Origin of the sequence: Phenylobacterium sp. (genome assembly GCF_965229015.1) — a bacterium.
Lineage (GTDB): Bacteria > Pseudomonadota > Alphaproteobacteria > Caulobacterales > Caulobacteraceae > Phenylobacterium.
Genome location: NZ_CBDDIM010000001.1, coordinates 1,232,743 through 1,251,610 on the forward strand (window position 1 = coordinate 1,232,743; position 18,868 = coordinate 1,251,610).

Annotated in this window: 19 protein-coding genes and 1 tRNA gene; 6 read left to right on the top strand and 14 right to left on the bottom strand. The window is 70.5% G+C overall.

Annotation, left to right across the window (positions count from 1 at the left end; translation table 11 throughout):
* Positions 1–5: 5 nt before the first annotated feature.
* Both ACO06I_RS06135 and ACO06I_RS06140 read right to left on the bottom strand, forming a co-directional pair.
* A complete protein-coding gene (locus ACO06I_RS06135; protein ID WP_421933602.1) occupies positions 6–1,628 on the bottom strand; it encodes a carboxyl transferase domain-containing protein in 1,623 nt (540 codons plus the stop codon).
* A gap of 54 nt (positions 1,629–1,682) precedes the next feature.
* Positions 1,683–2,090, bottom strand: a complete 408-nt coding sequence (locus ACO06I_RS06140) for a ribonucleotide reductase subunit alpha (protein WP_421931702.1) — start codon at positions 2,088–2,090, stop codon at positions 1,683–1,685.
* A gap of 372 nt (positions 2,091–2,462) precedes the next feature.
* Between ACO06I_RS06140 and ACO06I_RS06145 the strand changes: the two genes are divergently transcribed.
* Positions 2,463–4,226: a patatin-like phospholipase family protein gene (locus ACO06I_RS06145; protein WP_421931703.1), complete on the top strand. Its 1,764-nt coding sequence runs from the start codon at positions 2,463–2,465 to the stop codon at positions 4,224–4,226.
* A gap of 651 nt (positions 4,227–4,877) precedes the next feature.
* Positions 4,878–5,141, top strand: coding sequence for a hypothetical protein (locus ACO06I_RS06150; protein ID WP_421931704.1), 264 nt, complete (start codon positions 4,878–4,880; stop codon positions 5,139–5,141).
* Here the strand turns inward: ACO06I_RS06150 and ACO06I_RS06155 are convergent.
* Together ACO06I_RS06155 and ACO06I_RS06160 are read right to left on the bottom strand one after the other, a co-directional pair.
* Positions 5,138–5,884, bottom strand: a complete 747-nt coding sequence (locus ACO06I_RS06155) for an anti-sigma factor (protein WP_421931705.1) — start codon at positions 5,882–5,884, stop codon at positions 5,138–5,140. The genes ACO06I_RS06150 and ACO06I_RS06155 overlap by 4 nt on opposite strands.
* Positions 5,881–6,372, bottom strand: coding sequence for an RNA polymerase sigma factor (locus tag ACO06I_RS06160; RefSeq protein ID WP_421931706.1), 492 nt, complete (start codon positions 6,370–6,372; stop codon positions 5,881–5,883). Before ACO06I_RS06160 ends, ACO06I_RS06155 begins: the two co-directional genes overlap by 4 nt.
* A gap of 110 nt (positions 6,373–6,482) precedes the next feature.
* On the opposite strand from ACO06I_RS06160, the gene ACO06I_RS06165 reads away from it, so the two are divergent.
* Both ACO06I_RS06165 and ACO06I_RS06170 read left to right on the top strand, forming a co-directional pair.
* Positions 6,483–7,940, top strand: coding sequence for a S8 family serine peptidase (locus tag ACO06I_RS06165; RefSeq protein ID WP_421931707.1), 1,458 nt, complete (start codon positions 6,483–6,485; stop codon positions 7,938–7,940).
* A gap of 98 nt (positions 7,941–8,038) precedes the next feature.
* Entirely contained in the window at positions 8,039–8,584 is a 546-nt protein-coding gene (locus ACO06I_RS06170; RefSeq protein ID WP_421931708.1) for a hypothetical protein, read from the top strand.
* A gap of 125 nt (positions 8,585–8,709) precedes the next feature.
* Here the strand turns inward: ACO06I_RS06170 and ACO06I_RS06175 are convergent, their stop codons facing one another.
* A complete protein-coding gene (locus ACO06I_RS06175) occupies positions 8,710–9,063 on the bottom strand; it encodes a nuclear transport factor 2 family protein (RefSeq protein WP_421931709.1) in 354 nt (117 codons plus the stop codon).
* Positions 9,064–9,186: 123 nt separating this feature from the next.
* On the opposite strand from ACO06I_RS06175, the gene ACO06I_RS06180 reads away from it, so the two are divergent.
* Positions 9,187–9,990 (top strand): helix-turn-helix domain-containing protein, encoded by an 804-nt coding sequence (locus ACO06I_RS06180; RefSeq protein ID WP_421931710.1) that lies wholly within the window; start codon positions 9,187–9,189, stop codon positions 9,988–9,990.
* A 6-nt stretch (positions 9,991–9,996) separates the two neighbouring features.
* Here ACO06I_RS06180 and ACO06I_RS06185 read toward each other — a convergent pair whose 3' ends face one another.
* The 7 genes from ACO06I_RS06185 to ACO06I_RS06215 all read right to left on the bottom strand — a co-directional run bounded on the left by ACO06I_RS06185 (position 9,997) and on the right by ACO06I_RS06215 (position 15,402).
* A complete protein-coding gene (locus ACO06I_RS06185; RefSeq protein ID WP_421931711.1) occupies positions 9,997–10,200 on the bottom strand; it encodes a hypothetical protein in 204 nt (67 codons plus the stop codon).
* A gap of 56 nt (positions 10,201–10,256) precedes the next feature.
* On the bottom strand, positions 10,257–10,664 hold the full coding sequence (locus ACO06I_RS06190) for a DUF3574 domain-containing protein (RefSeq protein ID WP_421931712.1): 408 nt from the start codon (positions 10,662–10,664) through the stop codon (positions 10,257–10,259).
* A gap of 82 nt (positions 10,665–10,746) precedes the next feature.
* Complete coding sequence (locus ACO06I_RS06195) at positions 10,747–11,913, bottom strand: isovaleryl-CoA dehydrogenase (RefSeq protein WP_421931713.1); 1,167 nt, start codon at positions 11,911–11,913, stop codon at positions 10,747–10,749.
* A 110-nt stretch (positions 11,914–12,023) separates the two neighbouring features.
* Positions 12,024–13,415 (bottom strand): lysozyme, encoded by a 1,392-nt coding sequence (locus tag ACO06I_RS06200; RefSeq protein ID WP_421931714.1) that lies wholly within the window; start codon positions 13,413–13,415, stop codon positions 12,024–12,026.
* A 67-nt stretch (positions 13,416–13,482) separates the two neighbouring features.
* Entirely contained in the window at positions 13,483–14,937 is a 1,455-nt protein-coding gene (mgtE, locus tag ACO06I_RS06205; protein ID WP_421931715.1) for a magnesium transporter, read from the bottom strand.
* Positions 14,938–15,002: 65 nt separating this feature from the next.
* Positions 15,003–15,087 (bottom strand) — tRNA-Leu (locus ACO06I_RS06210).
* Between the two features lie 54 nt (positions 15,088–15,141).
* Positions 15,142–15,402: a FliM/FliN family flagellar motor switch protein gene (locus ACO06I_RS06215; RefSeq protein ID WP_421931716.1), complete on the bottom strand. Its 261-nt coding sequence runs from the start codon at positions 15,400–15,402 to the stop codon at positions 15,142–15,144.
* A gap of 67 nt (positions 15,403–15,469) precedes the next feature.
* Here ACO06I_RS06215 and lipB point away from each other — a divergent pair, with 67 nt between their 5' ends.
* Positions 15,470–16,195, top strand: a complete 726-nt coding sequence (lipB, locus tag ACO06I_RS06220) for a lipoyl(octanoyl) transferase LipB (protein WP_421931717.1) — start codon at positions 15,470–15,472, stop codon at positions 16,193–16,195.
* 169 nt (positions 16,196–16,364) lie between these two features.
* Here lipB and ACO06I_RS06225 read toward each other — a convergent pair whose 3' ends face one another.
* Both ACO06I_RS06225 and ACO06I_RS06230 read right to left on the bottom strand, forming a co-directional pair.
* Positions 16,365–16,763 carry a DUF805 domain-containing protein gene (locus ACO06I_RS06225; protein ID WP_421931718.1) on the bottom strand — a complete coding sequence of 133 codons (399 nt, stop codon included), beginning with the start codon at positions 16,761–16,763 and terminating at the stop codon, positions 16,365–16,367.
* A 49-nt stretch (positions 16,764–16,812) separates the two neighbouring features.
* A complete protein-coding gene (locus tag ACO06I_RS06230; protein WP_421931719.1) occupies positions 16,813–18,792 on the bottom strand; it encodes an acetyl-CoA carboxylase biotin carboxylase subunit in 1,980 nt (659 codons plus the stop codon).
* Between the last annotated feature and the right edge of the window lie 76 nt (positions 18,793–18,868).

Below are 18,868 nucleotides of genomic sequence, written 5' to 3' on the forward strand. Positions count from 1 at the left end.
GACCCCTACATGCGGAAGATGCCGAACCTCGTTTCCGGGATCGGCGCGTTGAGCGCCGCCGAGATCGAAAGGCCCAGGACGTCGCGGGTCTGGGCCGGATCGATTATCCCGTCGTCCCACAGGCGGGCAGTGGCGAAATATGGGTCGCCCTCGGTCTCGTAGCGGTCGCGGATCGGCGCCTTGAAGGCCTCCTCCTCGGCCGCCGGCCACGCCCCGCCCCGGGCCTCGACGCCGTCGCGGCGGATGGTGGCCAGCACGCTGGCCGCCTGCTCGCCGCCCATGACGCTGATGCGGCTGTTGGGCCAGGTCCAAAGGAAGCGGGGGGAATAGGCCCGGCCGCACATGCCGTAGTTGCCGGCCCCGAAGGAGCCGCCGATCAGGACCGTGAACTTGGGCACCTCGGCCGAGGCCACCGCCGTCACCAGCTTGGCGCCGTCCTTGGCGATGCCGCCGGCCTCGTACTTGCCGCCCACCATGAAGCCCGAGATGTTCTGCAGGAAGACCAGCGGGATGCCCCGCTTGCAGGCCAGCTCGATGAAGTGGGCGCCCTTCAGCGCGCTCTCGGAGAACAGCACGCCGTTGTTGGCCAGGATGGCGACCGGCTGGCCCCAGATGCGGGCGAAGCCGGTGACCAGGGTCGTGCCGTAGAGGGACTTGAACTCGTCGAACTCCGAGCCGTCGACGATGCGGGCGATCACCTCGCGCACGTCATAGGGCGCGCGGACGTCGGTGGGGACGATCCCGTAGAGCTCCTGCGGATCGAACAGCGGCTCGCGCGGTTCGGCCAGCACGAGTTGCTCGGGCTTCTTCGTGTTGAGGTTGGCGACGATGGAGCGGACGATCTGCAGGGCGTGCTCGTCGTCGGCGGCCACATGGTCCACCACCCCGGAGCGGCGACCGTGGGTGTCGGCCCCGCCGAGCTCCGTGGCGCTGATCACCTCGCCGGTGGCGGCCTTCACAAGGGGCGGGCCCCCCAGGAAGATGGTCCCCTGGCTCTCCTCGCCGGTCCCGCGCACGATGACGGTCTCATCGCTCATGGCCGGGACATAGGCCCCGCCGGCGGTGCAGGAGCCCATGACGCAGGCGATCTGGGCGATGCCGTCGGCGCTCATCCGCGCCTGGTTGAAGAAGATGCGGCCGAAATGGTCGCGGTCGGGGAAGACTTCGGCCTGGTGGGGCAGGTTCGCGCCGCCGGAATCCACCAGATAGATGCAGGGCAGCCGGTTCTGCATCGCCACTTCCTGGGCGCGCAGGTGCTTCTTCACGGTAAGCGGGAAATAGGCCCCGCCCTTCACCGTGGCGTCGTTGGCCACGATCATCACCTCGCGCCCGGAGACCCGGCCGATCCCGGTGATGACGCCGGCGCCGGGCGCCTCGCCGTCATAGAGGCCGTGGGCGGTCAGCGCGCCCACCTCCAGGAAGGGAGATCCGGCGTCCAGCAGGCGCATGACCCGCTCGCGGGGCAGGAGCTTGCCGCGGCCGGCGTGGCGCTTGCGGGACTCTTCGGGACCGCCGAGGGCCGCCTGGGCCACCCGCTCGCGCAGCTGCGCCGCCAGCGCGCGGTTGAGCATCTCGTTGGCCTGGAAGGCCTCGCCGTTGGTGTCGATGGCGGACTTCAGTGTGGGCATGGGCAAGGCATAGCCGGGCCGGACGACGCAGGCTAGGGCCGCGCCCCTCGCGGACTACTGGAAGAGGATGGGCTCGCCGTCCGGGTCATAGGCGGCGAAACGGCCGACGCCGCCGACGCGCACGGCGTCGACCATGGATTGCAGGGCCACCTCGATCTGGGCCGTGGTGGGGGGCGAGCCGCCTGCGCCGGACAGGCTGGCGGCGAAGGCCACCTGCCAGGGCGGGCCGGCGCGCCGCGATTCGGCCAGCAGGGCCTCGAAATCGGCCAGCTCGCCCGGCGCCTTGTCGACGCACATCAGGGGGGCCAGCGCGCCGCCCTCCCCGGCCAGGAAGCGCTCGCGCTGCGCCTCGCTGGCGCCGTCGGGCAGTTCGGCGGCGGCGAACACGAACAGCAGGCGCTGGGGTTCAGTCTGGGCGGCGGCGGCGTCGAGGAGCTGCCGGAAATGAGAGCTTTGAGTCATGCCGCGATCCTGGCCGAGATCGCCGCGGCGAAACATGCGCCATGTCAAACCGGGCCTGTGGCGCAGGTGTGTCGCATAGGCGCAGGCCCGCAGATGCTCCCCCTCTGGGGGAGCTGGCGCGAAGCGCCTGAGGGGGACTTTGACTCCTGTTTGCGGGCGGTAAGGGTCAACTACGTTGATCCCCCTCCGGCACAGACCTGCGGTCCGCGCCACCTCCCCCACATCGGCGCTACGCGCCTGGGGGAGGATCCACGTCACGCTCCGCGACGCGGCTGAGCCAATTCCATATGCGACGCCCCCTGACGCTCCTGAGGCGCGCGCGACGCAAAACCGGTTCACACTTGTGCGAAACACACTCTAGGCTCCCGTTCCGTGGCGAACCTCCCCGGCATATCGACCGACTCCGCGCTGGCGCGACTGTTCGAGGACGAGCGCGCCCAGGGCGAGGCCACCTGGTTCTCCCTGCCCGGCGGCGCGACCCTGTTCGACGCCGGCGAGCCCGCCGACCACCTCTATTTCGTCCGAGCCGGACGCCTGGGCGCCTTCCGCCGCGAGGAGGGCCACGAGCCGCACTTCCTGGGGGTGATCCGCCCGGGCGAGCCGGCCGGCGAGATGAGCCTGATCTCCGGCGCCCCGCACTCGGGCCACGTGGTGGCCCTGCGCGATTCGGAAATCTTCGCCCTGCCCCGCGAGGCCTTCTTCGACGCCTGCGAGGAGGACTCGGCCGTCATGGTCGAGCTGGCCCGTCTGATGATCCTGCGCAGCCGCCAGGCGGCCGCCAAGACCTCGGCCGGGGTCCCCTCGGTGTTCGGCTTCGTCACCCTGGGCGAACCGGTGGTGCTGCGGCCCCAGGTCGACCGCATCGCCCGCGAGATCGGCAAGCTGGGCTATTCGGTCACCGTGGTGGGGGGCGAGGCCCAGCACGCCCCGACCGAATGGTTCTCCGAGGTCGAGCGGGACTACGATTTCGTCCTCTACTGCGCCGAGGCCGACGACCACGGCTGGCGCCAGGTGGTGGGGCGGCAGGTGGACCGGCTGTTCCGGGTGGGCCGTGGCGACCTGCCTCCGCCGGCCGAGTTCGCCCACGGCGCCGAGCCGCTGCAGACCCAGAACCTGGTGGACCTGATCCTCATCCAGAAGCGCAACGCCGAGGCCCCGGTCGGGTCGGAGGCCTGGATGGACCTGGCCCGGCCGGCGCGGCTGTTCCACATGCGGCGCGAGCACGGCGGCGACGTCGCCCGCATCGCCCGGGTGCTGACCGGCCAGGCCGTGGGCCTGGTGCTGTCGGGCGGCGGCGCGCGGGCCTACGCCCACATCGGGGCGGTGAAGGCCCTGCGGGAGCGCAAGGTGCCCATCGACTTCGTGGGCGGGGTCTCCATGGGCGCCATCGTCGCGGCCGGGGTCGGGCTGGGCTGGGACAATGAGGAGATGGAGCGCCGCATCCGCGCGGCCTTCGTCAACACCAGCCCCCTGGACGACATCGCCATCCCCCTGCTGGCCATGACCCGGGGGGAGAAGGTCCGCGAGCGCCTGGCCGAGCACTTCGGCGAGGTGCACATCGCCGACATGTGGCTGCCGTTCTTCTGCCTGTCCTCCAACCTCACCACCGGCACCTACCAGCTGCACCGGCGCGGCCTGCTGCGCCGCGCCCTGCGGGCGACCATCTCCCTGCCCGGCATCCTGCCCCCGGCCACCGACAACAACGACGTCCTGGTGGACGGGGCGGTGATGAAGAACTTCCCCGCCGACGTCATGCGGATCAACGAACTGGGGCCGATCATCGGCATCGACGTCTCCCGCGGCCGCTCCATCACCGCCGCCGACGTCGCCCGGCCCTCCTCGGTCTGGCGCTGGATCCTGTCGGGCGAATGGCGCAAGGGTCCGCCCATCGTCTCCCTGCTGATGCGGGCGGCCACCGTCTCCACCGGCCGCGACCTGGCGGCCGCCCGCGACGCCACCGACGTCCTGGTGACGCCGGAGGTGGCGGGCGTGGAGATTCGCGACTGGGCGGCCTTCGAGCCCGCCGTCGCGGGGGGCTACAAGGCGATGATCGAGGCCCTGGACAAGCTGTCGGTCCCCGTCACCGACCTGCGCCGCCGCCCCAGCCTGCACGAGATCTCGACGGGACGACGCTAGGGCGCCGCCATCCAATGGCGGTCGGCGGTTCTGTCCCAGGTTTTCGGCGAACCTGTTCGTGAGGTTCGTGTGGTTCGTGGACGATCTTGTTCGGTCTCGCGGCGTCGCGGCCGGAAGATTCTGAACCACGAACCACACGAACGGAGGGCCAGCCCCCAGCCGGCGAGAGGACTCCGGGTCCCGGCGCGGAGCTTATCCTTGGGCCGACCAAGCGGTCGGACCGGAGGACTTCGCGGCGGCCGGGATGACAGCGTGGATGCGCCGGGAAGGCCTGCGCGCCAGGCGCCGCTACACGATATCGGCATGCGACAACCGCGCCGTTTGCGGATCGATCAAATCGGTCCCATATTCGAGGTCTTGTTCAACAACTGAAAGGAGGTGACCCAGTGTCTCATTGTCTTCATCCGCAGGTGGAAACCGTGATCTGGGCCTCCGCTTACGAGGTCTGCGCGTAAGCGCTTCAGGTTTGCGGGACCGCTGAGCGGTCCGACAATGGAACGGCCGGTCCCGACAACGGGCCGGCCGTTCGCATGTCCGGGGGGCGACGTCGCCGCGACTCGACCTTCGCGCGCAGGACCGGGCGAACAGCCTTTGCGCGTATTAACCGCAAGTCTGAACGAAAGGTTGATGCTGGTCTGTCAGGGTGAGGGCATGGAACAGATCAGCGCCACCACCTCGGCGGTCGATTATGCCGCCAGACCCCAGGAACCTCGCGGCCGGCTCATCGCCCGCGTCGAGCCTCCCAAGGCCCAGCAGGACGGCCCCGCGCCGCCCCAGGTGGCCGACAACAGCCACCTGCGCGAGGCCCAGGCCCGCGCCTCGGCTGAACACCGGCATCGAGAGGTCGACCAGCAGGTCACCCAGCAGCGCGCCCAGGACATGGCGCGCGGGACGATGTTCGACCTCCGCGCCTAATCCCGCCAGCGCCGCGCCTTGGCGGCGATCTCACCCTTACGGTCGAGAGGTTCGCCCTCGATCATGGCGTCCACCGCGGCCAGCACGGCCGGCGAGGTCGCCGTGGCCGCCGTACGATAGTCGAAGCCCTGGGTCGGACGCGGGGCCTCCGTCGTCATGCGCGCCACCCAGCGCGCGCCCTCGCGGCAGGCGATCCCGGCGGTGCGCTGGGCGTCCACCTGGAAGGTCCGGCAGTAGCGGGCGTCGGCGGTCTTGAAGCTGAGCCCCAGGCGCACGGGCCCGGAGGTGGCCGAGAGGTTGTTGTCCAGGGCCTTGGCCAGGCCCCCGCGGGCCACCAGCGCCCCGTCGAAGCCCGGCGCCATGGCGGCCGGGGTCTGCTGCGACAGGACGTAACCCGCCACGACCCCCACCATCAGGGTCGCGGCCATGGAGCCCCAGGCGGGCCAGGCCACCGGCCGCGAGACCCTGGGCGGCGGCGGCGGCTTTCGGCGGTCGGCCAGCTTCACCACATTGTCGGCGTTGGCCCTGGCCCCGGCCTGGGCCGCGGCCATCAGGCGGGCGGGCACGCTTTCGTCGGCCACCCGGGCATAGGCGCCGGCCACCTTGCCGCGCAACAGGCGGTGTTCGTCCAGGCGCACCCCGAGGACAGGATCGGCGGCGACGGCCGCCTCCACCTCGGCGCGGCCGGCGGCGTCGAGCTCGCCGTCCACATAGGCGATCAGTTTTCGATCATCGATCTTCATGCCGCACCCCTCAGATCGGCCAGCAGGGCGTTGCGGCCCCGGACCAGGCGGCTGGTGAGGGTCCCCTCGGGAACCTCCAGCACCGCGGCCGCCTCGCGGTAGGATAGACCCTCCACCAGCACCAGCGCCACGGCCAGTCGCTGATCGTCGGGCAGCCGGGCCATCGCCTGCTCCACCGAGGCGGCCTCCAGGTGGGCCTCCATGGCCGCCGCGCCGTCGACCCCCACCCTCAGGCCATCGTCCTCGGGCGCGAACACCTTGCGCTGGCGGGTCCGGGCGCGGGCTTCATCGATCCAGGCGTTCTTCATGATCCGATACATCCAGCTGTCGAGGCGCGTCCCGGGCCGCCACTGGTCGGCGCGCACCAGCGCGCGTTCCACGGTCAGCTGGGTCAGGTCGTCGGCGTCGGCCACGTCCCGGGTGATCGCCCGCGCCAGGCGGCGCAGGCGGGGAAGCAGTTCGACGATCTCAGTTTCGAAGACGTCCAAGACCTCGCCTCTGTCTGGGGATGAAACGACCCGGGCCGTTCGTTTCATCCCTCGTGACAAGGAACAAAACGCCATTGCCGCGCTTAGGTGTCCGTCAGGAGCAGGAATTCATGGCCGGACCGGCGCAGCTATGGGTCATCCGCGCCCTCGGCGTGGCCGCCATGGCGTTTTCCGCCCTGCCGGCCCAGAGCCAGGGCCTGGGCGGACTGGGCGGCCTGAGGGGCGGCGGCCCGCCGGTCGGCGGTTCGCCCCTCGGAGGCCTCGGGGGCCTTCCCGTCCAGCGTCCGGGCGACCTTCCCGGCGTCCCGGACCTGCCCCGGCCGCCCCGCCTGCCCCCCCAGGCCGCCGATGTGGCCCGCGACCTGACGCGAGACGTGAGCCGGCGCGCGACCGCGACCGCGCGGGACGCCCGATCGACGGCGCGGGACGCCCTTTCGACCGCGCGCGGCGCCCAGGTCCAGGCCCTGATCCGCGACCACGCCGACGTGATCGACGTGGACGACCATGGCCAGGCGGTGGTGCGCGGGCAGGTTCTGGTCCTTTCCCCCTCGCCGGCCTCCCTGGCCATCGCCCGGCGGGCCGGGTTCGAGGTCGGGGCGGAGGCGCGGCTGGAGAGCCTGGGCCTCTCGACGATCACCCTGACCCCGCCCCCCGGCCTGTCGGCCCGGGAGGCGGTGGCGCGGCTCCGGGCCCTCGACCCCGAGGGGCTGTACGATTTCAACCACATCTATCTCGGGGCGGGCCGGGTGACGGCCGCCGCCCGGGGACCCGCGGCGAGCGGCGGCGGGTCGGGCCCGCGCATCGGCCTGGTGGACGGCGGCGTGGCCGCCCATCCCAGCCTCGGCCCGGTGGAGCAGCGGGGCTTCGCCCCCGGCGGCCTGAGGGTCAGCGCCCACGGGACGGCCGTGGCCTCGCTGATGGCGGGACGCGCCGGCGCCTTCCGGGGCGCGGCGCCGGGGGCGCGGCTGCTGGTGGCCGACGTCTATGGGTCGACCCCCACCGGGGGCTCGGCGGCGATCATCGCCCAGGCCCTGGCCTGGATGGCCCAGAACCGCGTGCCGGTGATCAATATCAGCCTGGTGGGGCCGCCCAACCTGACCCTGCAGGCCGCCATCGCCGCCCTCGTGGCCCGGGGGCACCTGGTGGTGGCCGCGGTGGGCAATGACGGCCCGGCCGCCCCGCCGCTCTATCCCGCCGCCTATCCCGGGGTGATCTCGGTCACCGGGGTCGACGCGCGCCGCCGGGTGCTGCCCGAGGCCGGGCGCGGCGGCCATGTGGACTTCGCCGCCCCCGGGGCCGACATGGCCGGAGCGGCGCCCCAGGGGGGCTATGTGGCCCTGCGCGGCACCTCCTTCGCCGCGCCGCTGGTGGCCGGACGCCTGGCCCTGGCCCTGCCCCAGCCCGACCGGGCCGGCGCGGCGCGGGCGCTGGAGGGCCTGTCGCGCCAGGCCAGCGACCTGGGCGCGCGCGGCCCCGACCCGGTCTACGGCAAGGGCCTGGTGGCCTTCGACCTGCGCACCGCGCCGTCCGCCGTCGGGGCCGGCGGCCGCCTGCTCGCGGGCGAGTGAACGGAAAAAGTTGAAGAAACCCGGGATGAAAATCTCACCCTCGAGCGTTTGACCTCCCAGAGACGCCCCCGCGCCTCGCAAAATTGGGAGAAGAACACATGCGTAAGACCACGATTATCGCGGCCGCGGCCGCCTCCACCCTGCTGGCCTTCGGCGCCGGCGCCCAAGCCCAGATCCTCGGCGGCGCCGTGGGCGGCGGCGGCAGTGTCGGTGGCATGGTCGGCGGCGCCGGCGGCGGCCTCGGCGGCGGCGTCATGGGCTCGGGCGGCCTGAGCGGCTCCAGCGCCATCGGCGGCGTCGGATCGATCGCCCGCGACAACGCCGGCTATGGCCGCGACACGGCCGCCAGCGTCGCCGGCTATGGTCGCGAGACGGCCGCCAGCGCGTCCAGCTACGGCCGCCAGACCGCCCGCCAAGCCGCGCGCCAGGCCAAGGCCGACGCCCGCGCCGCGGCCCGCGCGACCAGGAACAGCTCGGCCCGCGCGGCCAACTCGATCGACAGCGCCCTGGACGCCTCGGCGGCCGGGGCCTCGGCCTCCGGCGACGCCAGCGCGGACGGCTCGGTCAACGCCTCGCGCCACGGGGCGAACGCCTCGGTCGGGGCCAACGCATCTGCTCAGGGTTCCGTCTCGCGCCCCCGCTGAGGCTTCCCTTAGAGCGGACGCTGCAGGTCACGGGGCGCTTGGAGAGGCTCGCTTGAGCCGCCCCGGGATCTGACAGTGGAAAGGCCGCCGGGCCCCCCGGCGGCCTTTCGCATGTCTGGCGACCGCTAGCCGGGCGCGAAGTCCAGGAAACCGGTGACGGCGGCGAGGCGTCCGCCCTTCACCACCGCGAAGTCAGTGCCGCCGGCCACCGGCGCGGCGCCGGGCGGGCCGAGGTCCCAGCTGAACCGGACATGGTCGCCGAAGGCGTCCAGGGCGCCGCGGCGGGTGAAGGTCAGGCCGGGGAACTGGCCCTGGGCGGCGCCGATCATGGCGTCGATGCCGTCGTGCCCCTCCCCGGCCATCATCGGGTCGAGGTAGCAGGCGCCGTCGGTCCAGGTCCGGGCCACCAGGGCGCGCCGCGCGGCCGGGTCGGCTTCATTCCAGGCGGCGATATAGCGGTCGATCAGGTCTTCCAGCATGGGAGGTCTCCTTCTGCCGCCGCGAACCGTCGCGGCGTGGGGAGAGACTGGCCGGCGCGGCGAGGCCGGGCGATTACCTGCCAGGTCATGGAGCCGCCGCGGGGACGCGGCTATCCTCGCGGCATGATGGGAACAGCAACCGCGGTGGGCGACCACCTTCGCGACTGGCGCCAGCGCCGCCGGATGAGCCAGCTCGACCTCGCCCTGGAGGCCGAGATCTCCACCCGCCATCTGAGCTTCGTGGAGACCGGCCGGGCCCAGCCCAGCCGCGACATGCTGCTGCGCCTGGCCGACCAGCTCGAAATCCCCTTGCGGGAGCGCAATGTGATCCTGGTGGCGGGGGGTTTCGCCCCGGTGTTTCCGCAGAGGTCGCTGGACGATCCGGCCCTGGCCGCCGCGCGCCGCGCCGTGGACCTGATCCTGACGGGGCATGAGCCCTTCCCGGCCCTGGCGGTGGACCGGGGCTGGAACCTCGTGAGCGCCAACCGGATGGTGGCGCCGCTGCTGGCGGGGATCGACGCCGAGCTGCTGACGCCGCCGCTGAATGTCATCCGGCTGAGCCTGCATCCTCGCGGACTGGCGCGGCGCACCGCCAATCTGCACGAATGGCGCGCCCATATCCTGGAGAGGTTGCGGCGAGAGGTGGAGCTGACGGCCGACCCGGGCCTCGCCGCCCTGCTGACCGAGGTCAGGGCCTATCCGATCCCGGGGGACCAGCCGTCCCGTAAACCGTCCGACGAATTCGCGGGGGTCGCCATCCCGTTCCAGCTGCGGACGGAGACGGGGATCTTGTCCTTCCTGTCGACCACCACGGTGTTCGGCACCCCGGTGGACGTGACCCTGTCGGAACTAACCCTGGAAACCTTCTTCCCGGCCGACGCCGCGACGGCCAAGGCTCTGGGAGCGATGGCCGCCGGGCTGGACTAGGTCGTCTTAGTTGCGGGGCGTGGTGGCCGCGCCGGCGACGCCGCCGATGGCCGCGCCGGCCAGCGCGCCCTTGGCGTCGCCGCTCACCGCCGCCCCGACCGCGGCCCCGCCAAGGGCGCCGGTCGCGGCGCGTTCGGTGACGGTGGTGCCGCAGGCCGCGAGGGTCATGGCGATGAGGGCGGCGGGGGCGAGCATGAGGATCTTGCGCATGGTTTTTCTCCTGATTGCGGAGACCAAACCCCCAGGCCGCGCGTCGGGTTCCGGACTTAGAAGGACACGCAGGCCCGCTGGCTGACCATCATCACGCTGTCCTGGTGGAAGCGCTGGACATAGGCCTGGCGCACCTCGCCAAGCTTGTGCTGGGTGTGGAGGTCCTTCCGCGGGATCACCAGGACCACCACCTTGGCCGCCTCGCGGATCAGCTTGTTCTCCGGTCCCGTCCACTGGCCGCCGCCGTCCAGGACGGTCAGGCCCTCGGGGAAGCGTGGGGTCAGCACCTCATCGACGAACTTGCGGAACTCGGCGTCGGAGACGCCGGGCTTGTCGCCGATGTTCTGGCCGAAGAAGAGCTGGGCGGTGCGCATGGGCTCTTCGCCGGCCGCGCAGCTGGGCTGCTGCAGGCTGGCGCAGCCGGCCAGGGACAGGAGCAGCATCGGAACAACGACTCTGCGCATCGATCTCACCTCCGCCCCCGCGTGGTTCGCATCATCTAAAGTGAATCGGAGGTGTAGAAACCGTTGACGCGCAGCGCCTTGGTCAGGCCCCGATCAGCTCCCGCCCGATCAGATAGCGGCGGATCTCATTGGTGCCGGCCCCGATGTCGTAGAGCTTGGCGTCCCGCAGCAGGCGCTCGGCGGGATAGTCGCGGGTGTAGCCCGCCCCGCCCAGGGCCTGGATGGCCTCCAGACTGACCTTCACCGCGTTCTCCGAGGCCATCAGGATGGCGCCGGCGGCGTCGAAACGGGTGGTCTGGCCGGCGTCGCAGGCCCGCGCCACGGCGTAGACATAGGCCCGGGCCGAGTTCAGGGCGACGTACATGTCGGCCACCTTGCCCTGCATGAGCTGGAAGGAGCCGATGGGCTTGCCGAACTGCTTGCGCTCCCGGACATAGGGCAGGACCACGTCCAGGCACGCCTGCATGATGCCCAGCGGCCCGCCCGAGAGCACCGTGCGCTCATAGTCGAGGCCGCTCATCAGCACCCCGACGCCGCCGTTCACGGGCCCCATGACGTTCTCTTCGGGGACCTCGCAGTCCTCGAACACCAGCTCGCCGGTGTCGGAGCCGCGCATGCCCATCTTGTCCAGCTTCTGGCCGACCGAGAATCCCTTGAAATCCTTCTCGATCAGGAAGGCGGTGATGCCCTTGCTGCTCTCGCCCGGCGCGGTCTTGGCGTAGACCACCAGGACGTCGGCGTGCGGCGCGTTGGTGATCCAGAACTTGGTTCCGTTCAGAACGTAGCGGTCGCCGCGATGCTCGGCCTTCAGGCTCATGGAGACCACGTCGGAGCCGGAGCCGCTCTCGCTCATGGCCAGTGATCCGACATGCTCGCCGGAGATCAGGGCCGGCAGGTAGCGTCGCTTCTGCTCGTCGGAGCCCCAACGGCGGATCTGGTTCACGCAGAGGTTGGAGTGGGCCCCGTAGGACAGGCCCACCGAGGCCGAGGCCCGGCTCACCTCCTCCATGGCCACGACGTGTTCGAGGTAGCCCAGGCCGAGGCCGCCGTACTCCTCCTCCACCGTCAGGCCGTGCAGGCCGAGCGCCCCCATCTGCGGCCACAGGGCGCGCGGGAAGGTGTTGGTGGCGTCGATCTCCGCGGCGAGCGGGGCGATGCGGTCAGCGGCGAAGCGCTGGGTGGTGTCGCGGATGGCGTCGGCGGTCTCGCCCAGGCCGAAATCCAGCGAAGGTCCATGGTTCGGGATCATGGCGCGGTGTTAGCACGGGCCGAAATGCGCCGCGAGCCGCGGTTCGGACAGAAAAAGGGCCCGGCGATACGCGCCAGGCCCTTTTCCCACTCAATCCCCCCCGGGAAGTGTCACTCGGCGTCGAGTTCGCCCTCGTCGTCGATATCGCCGCGGCCGAGCCGGTCGAGCATCAGATAGACCGCGACCCCGAAGAAGCCGATGCCGGCCAGGGCCGCCATCCAGCCCACGGTGAGCGGGTTGAACAGGCCGCCGTCGCTGTCGGGGCTAACGCTGGCCGCCCAGAACAGGCCGCCGGCGAAGAAGGCCAGGCCCACCACGGTCAGGCCCACCAGCAGGGGCAGGCTGAGCTTGGGCTGCTCCGGCTCCAGCATGTCGAAGGCGGGGTCGTATTCCAGGGTGTCGTCGATCAGGATCCGCGGCCGCTCCTCGGCGCGCGGCGGCGAGGGCAGGCCCAGCTGGTCGTTGGCCGCCGAGGTCTGGCGGTCGAACAGGGTCGGATGCGATTCGTTGGCCGCCACCGGCAGCTCCATCCGCGCGGCGGGCGCGGGGGTCTCGTAGACCTCCTCCGGCGGCGTCAGGACGAAGGCGCGGTCGCCCCCGGCCAGGGCGATGGGCGCGGCGGGCGGCGGAGGCGGCGCGGGCTGGGGCGCGGGTTGCGCCAGGGCCTCGACGGGCGGGGCCGCCGGCGCGGGGGTGGGCTCCGGCGCGGGGGCGGGCTCCGGCGCGGACTGCTCGGCGGTGGTGTCGCGGAAGATGGTGGAGAGCCGCGAGGTGACGCTGGCCGCCGCCGCCTGGGTGGGGCTGGGCAGGTCCTCCTCGGGCGGCGCGGGCACGAACGGGGCGGCCGGCGCCGGCGCGGCCTGGGCGACCGGCTCCGGCGCGGGAGCCGGTTGCGGCGCGGCGGCCGGGGCGGCCTCGCGCTCGACGATCGCCAGGGGACCTTCCATCGGCGCCTTGAGGGCGGTGGGGGTCTGACGCGGCACGACCCCAGCGGCGTCCATGTCCACATTGGGACGCAGGATCGGGGACGGCGCGGGCACCCAGCCGTGGGTGGGGGTCAGGAACAGGGTCTTCTCGGCCGAGCGGCGGCGGACCAGGGCGTCGATGACGATGCGTTCGCCCTCGAAGTCGGCCTTGCGCCACAGCTCCATGGCGCAGGCGGCCTGAAGCAGCTGGCCCTCATTGACCCGGCGCAGGACCGAGGAGCGGCGGAAGTTGTCGACGCCGATGTTGAAGGCGAAGGCGCACAGGGCGTCGAACTGGTTCTGGGTGAGCGGCGTGTAGGTCCACTCGTTGACCGAATGGGCGACGGCGATCAGGTCGTAGAGCAGCAGGGCCTCGGCGTCCTGTTCCGAGACTTCGGCGCCTTGCCGGGCGGTGAGCGTGTGGCCATAGCCGATCGTCCAGCGGCCATCGGCCAGCTGCGCGGACTTCCGGCGGTATCCTTCGAACCGCTTGATCAGGTCGATCGCAGTCCGGGAGACTTGGTGACGCGGTTTCATGGCCATCTGACCCACATTGAGACAGGCGCGTGAGCGCTTGGCTCTCAACCGGCAAGATAGGCGCCGGTTACAGCAGGATCACAGCGGCCAGGCCCAGGAACGACAGGAAGCCCATGAAGTCGGTCACGAATGTGACGAAGACCGACGACGAAACGGCCGGATCGCGGCCCAGGCGGTCGAGGGTGAGCGGCGCGAGGATGCCGGCCACCGCGGCGATGGATACATTCACGATCAGGGCCAGAGCCACGGTGATGGAGAGCCGCAGGTCGTGGAACCACAGGAAGACGGCCACCGACATCACCCCGGCCAGGGCTCCGCCGTTGATCACCCCCACGCTGGCCTCCCGCAGGAAGATGCGCATGGCGTTGGAGGCGTTGAGTTCGCGGTTGGCCAGGGCGCGCACGGCGACGGCCAGGGTCTGGGTCCCGGCGTTGCCCCCCAGGGAGGCGACGATGGGCATCAGCACCGCCAGGGTGACCAGCTTGGCGATCTCGTTTTGGAACGCCCCGATGACGCTGACGGCCACCGTCTCGGTCAGCAGGTTGAGGATCAGCCAGGGCAGGCGCGAGCGGACGATGCCCAGCACGCCGGCGTCGCGGCCGGCGTCGGAGACCCCGGCCAGGGCCAGGATGTCCTCTTCGCTCTCGTCCTGGATGACGCCGACGATGTCGTCGACGGTGATCTGACCCACCAGGCGCCCCCCCGGCTCGACGACCGGCGCCGAGATCAGGTGGTACTTGTCGAAGATGTAGGCCACCTCCTCCTGGTCCATCTGGACCGGGATCTCGGTGATGGGCTCCATGATCTGCGCCAGCGGCGCATCACGGCGGGCCCGCAGCAGGTGGCTGACCGGGACGGCGCCCACCGGCTTGTGGGAGGGGTCGACGACATAGACGTCGAAGAACAGCTCCGGCAGGTCGTCGCCTTCCTTCAGGAAGTGCTCGATGGTCTGGCCGACGGTCCAGAACTGGGGCGCCCAGACCACCTCGCGCTGCATCAGGCGCCCGGCGGTCTCGTCCTCATAGGCCAGGCTGGTCTCGATGGCGGTGCGTTCCATCTCCGGCATGGCCGCCAGCACCTGGGCGCGCTTGTCGTCCTCCAGGTCGTCGACGACGTCCACCGCGTCGTCGGAGTCCATCTCCCCCAGCGCCTTGGCCAGGGTCGCCGACGGGACGTGCTCCAGCACGTCCTCGCGGATCTCGGTGTCCAGTTCGGAGAGGATCTCGGCGAGCGCCTCGGGATCGAGGTGGGCCACCACCTCGGCGCGGTAGTCGGAGGACAGGAAGCCCATCAGGTCGGCCACGTCGGCCGGGTGCAGGGCCGCCAGCAGCTCGCGCAGGCGCTCGGCGTCGCCACGGTCGATCGCATCGACGACCATGGCCACGAAGTCGGGGTTTAGGGCGTAGTCCTCGCCAAGGGCGAGATCCTCAAGGTCCTCGACCTCGGCGGACGTCAGGCTCTCCCGGGAGGCCTTCAGGGCCAGAACGTCGTCTTCGCTCGGATGTTCGGTGTCGCGGCTCATGCGGACCTCCCCTCCTAACGTATGACGATGCTCTAGCTCTGCAGCTGCGAAAGACCCTGATTCACTGGTGCGGTCGAGAAGACTCGAACTTCCACGGGTTGCCCCACAGCGACCTCAACGCTGCGCGTCTACCAATTCCGCCACGACCGCTCGTGGTGAGGCGCGGCAGGTAGCAAACCCCCGAGCGTTTGTGAAGCGTTGTGGCTAGCTGCCGGCCATATAGTCGTAAACATCGGCCGCGCGGGTGACGGCGATGGAGATGCGATCCTCGTTGATCTGAATCTCTCCGCGCGCCACGGGGTGGTTGTTGGCCAGGATCCAAACCTCTTCGTTGACACCGGCGTCCAGCGGGATCACCGCACCCCGGCCCATCCGCAGCAGCTGCTGCATGGGCAGGGTGGAACGACCCAACACCACCGAGATCTCGACATTGACGGCGTTAACCTGACCCAAAACCCCACCCATCAAAAAACTCTAAGAAATCAAAGGGGGCTTTGCGCCCCTCGATCCTTGGGCCCACATTGGCGCTGACATGCTTGACCGGTCGTTAAATGCTGAAGCCGCGCCCCCTTATTTCTCAAGGGCCGACGGCGCGCCGGCCGGCTGGGCGGTGTCGCCGGGCTATGTGGATTACGAGGCCGCCGTGGCCGCGATGGAGGCCCGCGCGGCGGCCATCGCCGACGGCTCGGCCGGCGAGCTGGTGTGGCTGCTGGAGCATCCGCCCCTCTATACGGCCGGGGTTTCCGCCAAGTCGGCCGACCTGTTGGAGCCGGACCGATTCCCGGTCTTCCCCACCGCCCGCGGCGGGCAGTTCACCTATCACGGCCCCGGCCAGCGGGTGGCCTATGTGATGCTGGACCTCACCGCCCGGCGCCGGGATGTGCGCGCTTTCGTCGCTGCCCTGGAGGCCTGGATCATCGCGGCCCTGGCCCGGTTCAACGTGGCCGGCGAGATTCGCGACGGCCGGGTCGGCGTCTGGGTGGAACGCAAGGTCTCCGGCGCCCCGATTCGGGAGGACAAGATCGCCGCCATCGGGGTGAAACTGCGCCGCTGGGTGTCCTTCCACGGGGTTTCGCTGAACGTGGAGCCCGACCTCTCGCACTTCTCCGGCATCGTGCCCTGCGGCCAGACCGAGCACGGGGTGACCAGTCTGGTGGACCTGGGCCTCCCCGTCACGATGGACGAGGCCGACGCGGCGCTGATGGAGGCCTTTATCGAGGTGTTCGGGCCGGTGGCGCGGGTCGAAGCGCCGATCTGAATAGATGCTCCCCTCCTGGGGGAGCTGTCAGCGAAGCTGACTGAGGGGGACTTTGACTCTTGTTTCCAGGATCGAAAGTGTCGCCTACGGCGATCCCCCTCCGTCTCGCCGCTTCGCGACGATCCACCTCCCCCACATCGCGCTGACGCGCTGGGGGAGGATCTGAGATCTAGGCCGCCACCGTCCGCAGCGGATTGGCGCCATAGCGGTTGGTCCCCTGCTCGCCGGGCATGACCCCCAGCTCCACGGTGGCCCAGAGCAGCAGGACGGTGAGCAGGACGTCGGCGGGGTTCAGGGGCGGCTGCCACACCGCCACCAGGGCGAACAGGATCACCGCCGCCCACCAGCCGGACTTGCCGCGGTCATGCAGCCGCTTGGAGAGCACGCAGGCGCCGCCATAGATCAGCGCCGGATAGACGAACCATCCGGTCAGCCAGTGCAGGGTGACGCCGGCCACGGCCTCATAGATGGCGCCCAGCACGATCAGGACCGCCGCCCCGATCAGGAAGGGCGTGCGCGCCAACCTTCCGTCGGCGGTGAAGAACAGCGCCCCCCAGTCGGCGTTCATGCCCGGCGTCCCCGTGAATCGACGCCGCCACTATAGGGCGGCGCGGCGATCACGCGAACTCCACCAGCACCTCGTCGGCGGCGACCGAATCACCGGCCTTGGCGCCGACGGTCTTCACGGTGCCGTCCCGCTCGGCGCGGATGATGTTCTGCATCTTCATGGCCTCCACCACGCAGACCGCCTCGCCGGCCCGCACCAGCTGGCCCGGGATGACGTCCAGGGTCACCACCAGGCCCGGCATGGGCGAGAGGATCATCTTCGACGTGTCGGCGGCCTTCTTGGCCGGCAGCTTCTCGTGCAGGTCGGCCGAGCGCGGGGTCAGGACCAGGACGTTGAGGGTGGTGGCCCGGTGGCGGACGACGAAGCCCTCGGCGGCGGGCTTGACCGCCACGGTAAAGGCCTTGCCGTCCAGCACGCCGCGGAAGACGTGCTTGCCCGGCCGCCAGTCGACGTCGGTGAGGGTGAGCGCCCGGTTCTCGTTGACGTACTCCACCTGATAGGCCGCCCCGCCGTTGGAGAGGCGCACCAGGCGCTTGTCGTGGCCGGCGATGACGATCCACTCGTCGCGCAGCAACTGGGGCGCGGAGCGGGCCGTGACGATGCGGTGCATGGCGCAGGCCACGGCCGAGACCAGGTCCCGCTGCCAGTCGGTGGGCGGGGTCCCGATGAAGCCCTCGGGGAACTCGTCCTTGATGTAGTTGGTCGACAGTTTTCCGGAGCGGAAACGTTCCTGGTCCATCACCGCGGCCAGGAAGGGGATGTTCTGCCCCAGGCCCTCGATGTGGAAATCCTCCAGCGCCCGGCCCATGGCGTCGATGGCCGCCAGCCGCTCCGGCGCCCAGGTCGACAGCTTGGAGATCATGGGATCGTAGAACATCGAGATCTCGTCGCCCTCGCGGACGCCGGCGTCGTTGCGCACGATGATGTCGCCCTTGGCGCCCTCTTCCGGCGGATAGTAGCGCACCAGGCGGCCGATGGAGGGGAGGAAGCCGCGATAGGGGTCCTCTGCGTAGATGCGGCTCTCGATGGCCCAGCCCTTGATGGCCAGGTCCTTCTGTTCGAAGGCCAGCTTCTCGCCATAGGCCGAGCGGATCATCTGCTCGACCAGGTCCACCCCGGTGATCAGCTCGGTGACCGGGTGCTCCACCTGCAGGCGGGTGTTCATCTCAAGGAAGAAGAAGCTCTTGTCCTGGCCGGCGACGAACTCGACCGTGCCGGCGGAGTCGTAGTTCACGGCCTTGGCGAGCGCCACGGCCTGGGCGCCCATGGCCGCGCGGGTCTCCTCATCCAGGAGCGGGCTCGGCGCCTCCTCGATGACCTTCTGGTTGCGGCGCTGGATGGAGCATTCGCGTTCGAACAGGTGGACGACATTGCCGTGCTTGTCCCCCATCACCTGGATCTCGATGTGGCGCGGGCTCTCGATGAACTTCTCGATGAAGATGCGGTCGTCGCCGAAGCTGGACTTGGCCTCCGACTTCACCGCCGGAAAACCTTCCTCGACGTCCTTGCGGTTCCAGGCGACCCGGATCCCCTTGCCGCCGCCGCCGGCCGAGGCCTTGATCATCACCGGATAGCCGATGTCCTCGCTGATCTTGATGGCGTGCGCGGTGTCGTCGATCTCGCCGACATGGCCCGGCACCACCGAGATCTTGGCCTTGGTGGCGAACTTCTTGCTCTCGATCTTGTCGCCCATGGCCTCGATGGCGTGGGGGTTGGGACCGATGAAGACGATCCCCTCCTTCTCCAGCCGGCGGGCGAAGGACGCGTTCTCCGACAGGAAACCGAAGCCGGGGTGGATGGCCTCGGCGCCCGTCTCGCGGGCGGCGGCGACGATCTTGTCGGCCACCAGGTAGCTTTCGGAGGCCGGAGCCCCGCCGATGAACACCGTTTCGTCGGCCATCTCGACGGCCATGGAGTCGGCGTCGGCCTCGGAATAGACCACCACCGTGGCGATACCCATCCGGCGGCAGGTCTTGATGATGCGGACCGCGATCTCGCCGCGGTTGGCGATCAGAATCTTTGAGAACATGGGAGCCGTCTTAGCGCAGTTTTTGGGCTGCGGGGCCAATGGCGGAATTTCTGTGGCCGATCATGAACGTAACCTC

Excerpts from the sequence above, each read along its gene's own strand:
- ACO06I_RS06225 (WP_421931718.1), bottom strand. The coding sequence starts at position 16,763 with ATGAACGCCGACTGGGGGGCGCTGTTCTTCACCGCCGACGGAAGGTTG.
- mgtE (WP_421931715.1), bottom strand. The coding sequence starts at position 14,937 with ATGAGCCGCGACACCGAACATCCGAGCGAAGACGACGTTCTGGCCCTG.
- ACO06I_RS06195 (WP_421931713.1), bottom strand. The coding sequence starts at position 11,913 with ATGATCCCGAACCATGGACCTTCGCTGGATTTCGGCCTGGGCGAGACC.
- ACO06I_RS06230 (WP_421931719.1), bottom strand. The coding sequence starts at position 18,792 with ATGTTCTCAAAGATTCTGATCGCCAACCGCGGCGAGATCGCGGTCCGC.
- ACO06I_RS06155 (WP_421931705.1), bottom strand. The coding sequence starts at position 5,884 with ATGAAGATCGATGATCGAAAACTGATCGCCTATGTGGACGGCGAGCTC.
- ACO06I_RS06190 (WP_421931712.1), bottom strand. The coding sequence starts at position 10,664 with ATGCGCAGAGTCGTTGTTCCGATGCTGCTCCTGTCCCTGGCCGGCTGC.
- ACO06I_RS06170 (WP_421931708.1), top strand. The coding sequence starts at position 8,039 with ATGCGTAAGACCACGATTATCGCGGCCGCGGCCGCCTCCACCCTGCTG.
- ACO06I_RS06175 (WP_421931709.1), bottom strand. The coding sequence starts at position 9,063 with ATGCTGGAAGACCTGATCGACCGCTATATCGCCGCCTGGAATGAAGCC.
- ACO06I_RS06165 (WP_421931707.1), top strand. The coding sequence starts at position 6,483 with ATGGCCGGACCGGCGCAGCTATGGGTCATCCGCGCCCTCGGCGTGGCC.
- ACO06I_RS06135 (WP_421933602.1), bottom strand. The coding sequence starts at position 1,628 with ATGCCCACACTGAAGTCCGCCATCGACACCAACGGCGAGGCCTTCCAG.
- ACO06I_RS06140 (WP_421931702.1), bottom strand. The coding sequence starts at position 2,090 with ATGACTCAAAGCTCTCATTTCCGGCAGCTCCTCGACGCCGCCGCCGCC.
- lipB (WP_421931717.1), top strand. The coding sequence starts at position 15,470 with ATGCTTGACCGGTCGTTAAATGCTGAAGCCGCGCCCCCTTATTTCTCA.
- ACO06I_RS06215 (WP_421931716.1), bottom strand. The coding sequence starts at position 15,402 with ATGGGTGGGGTTTTGGGTCAGGTTAACGCCGTCAATGTCGAGATCTCG.
- ACO06I_RS06150 (WP_421931704.1), top strand. The coding sequence starts at position 4,878 with ATGGAACAGATCAGCGCCACCACCTCGGCGGTCGATTATGCCGCCAGA.
- ACO06I_RS06185 (WP_421931711.1), bottom strand. The coding sequence starts at position 10,200 with ATGCGCAAGATCCTCATGCTCGCCCCCGCCGCCCTCATCGCCATGACC.
- ACO06I_RS06180 (WP_421931710.1), top strand. The coding sequence starts at position 9,187 with ATGATGGGAACAGCAACCGCGGTGGGCGACCACCTTCGCGACTGGCGC.
- ACO06I_RS06200 (WP_421931714.1), bottom strand. The coding sequence starts at position 13,415 with ATGAAACCGCGTCACCAAGTCTCCCGGACTGCGATCGACCTGATCAAG.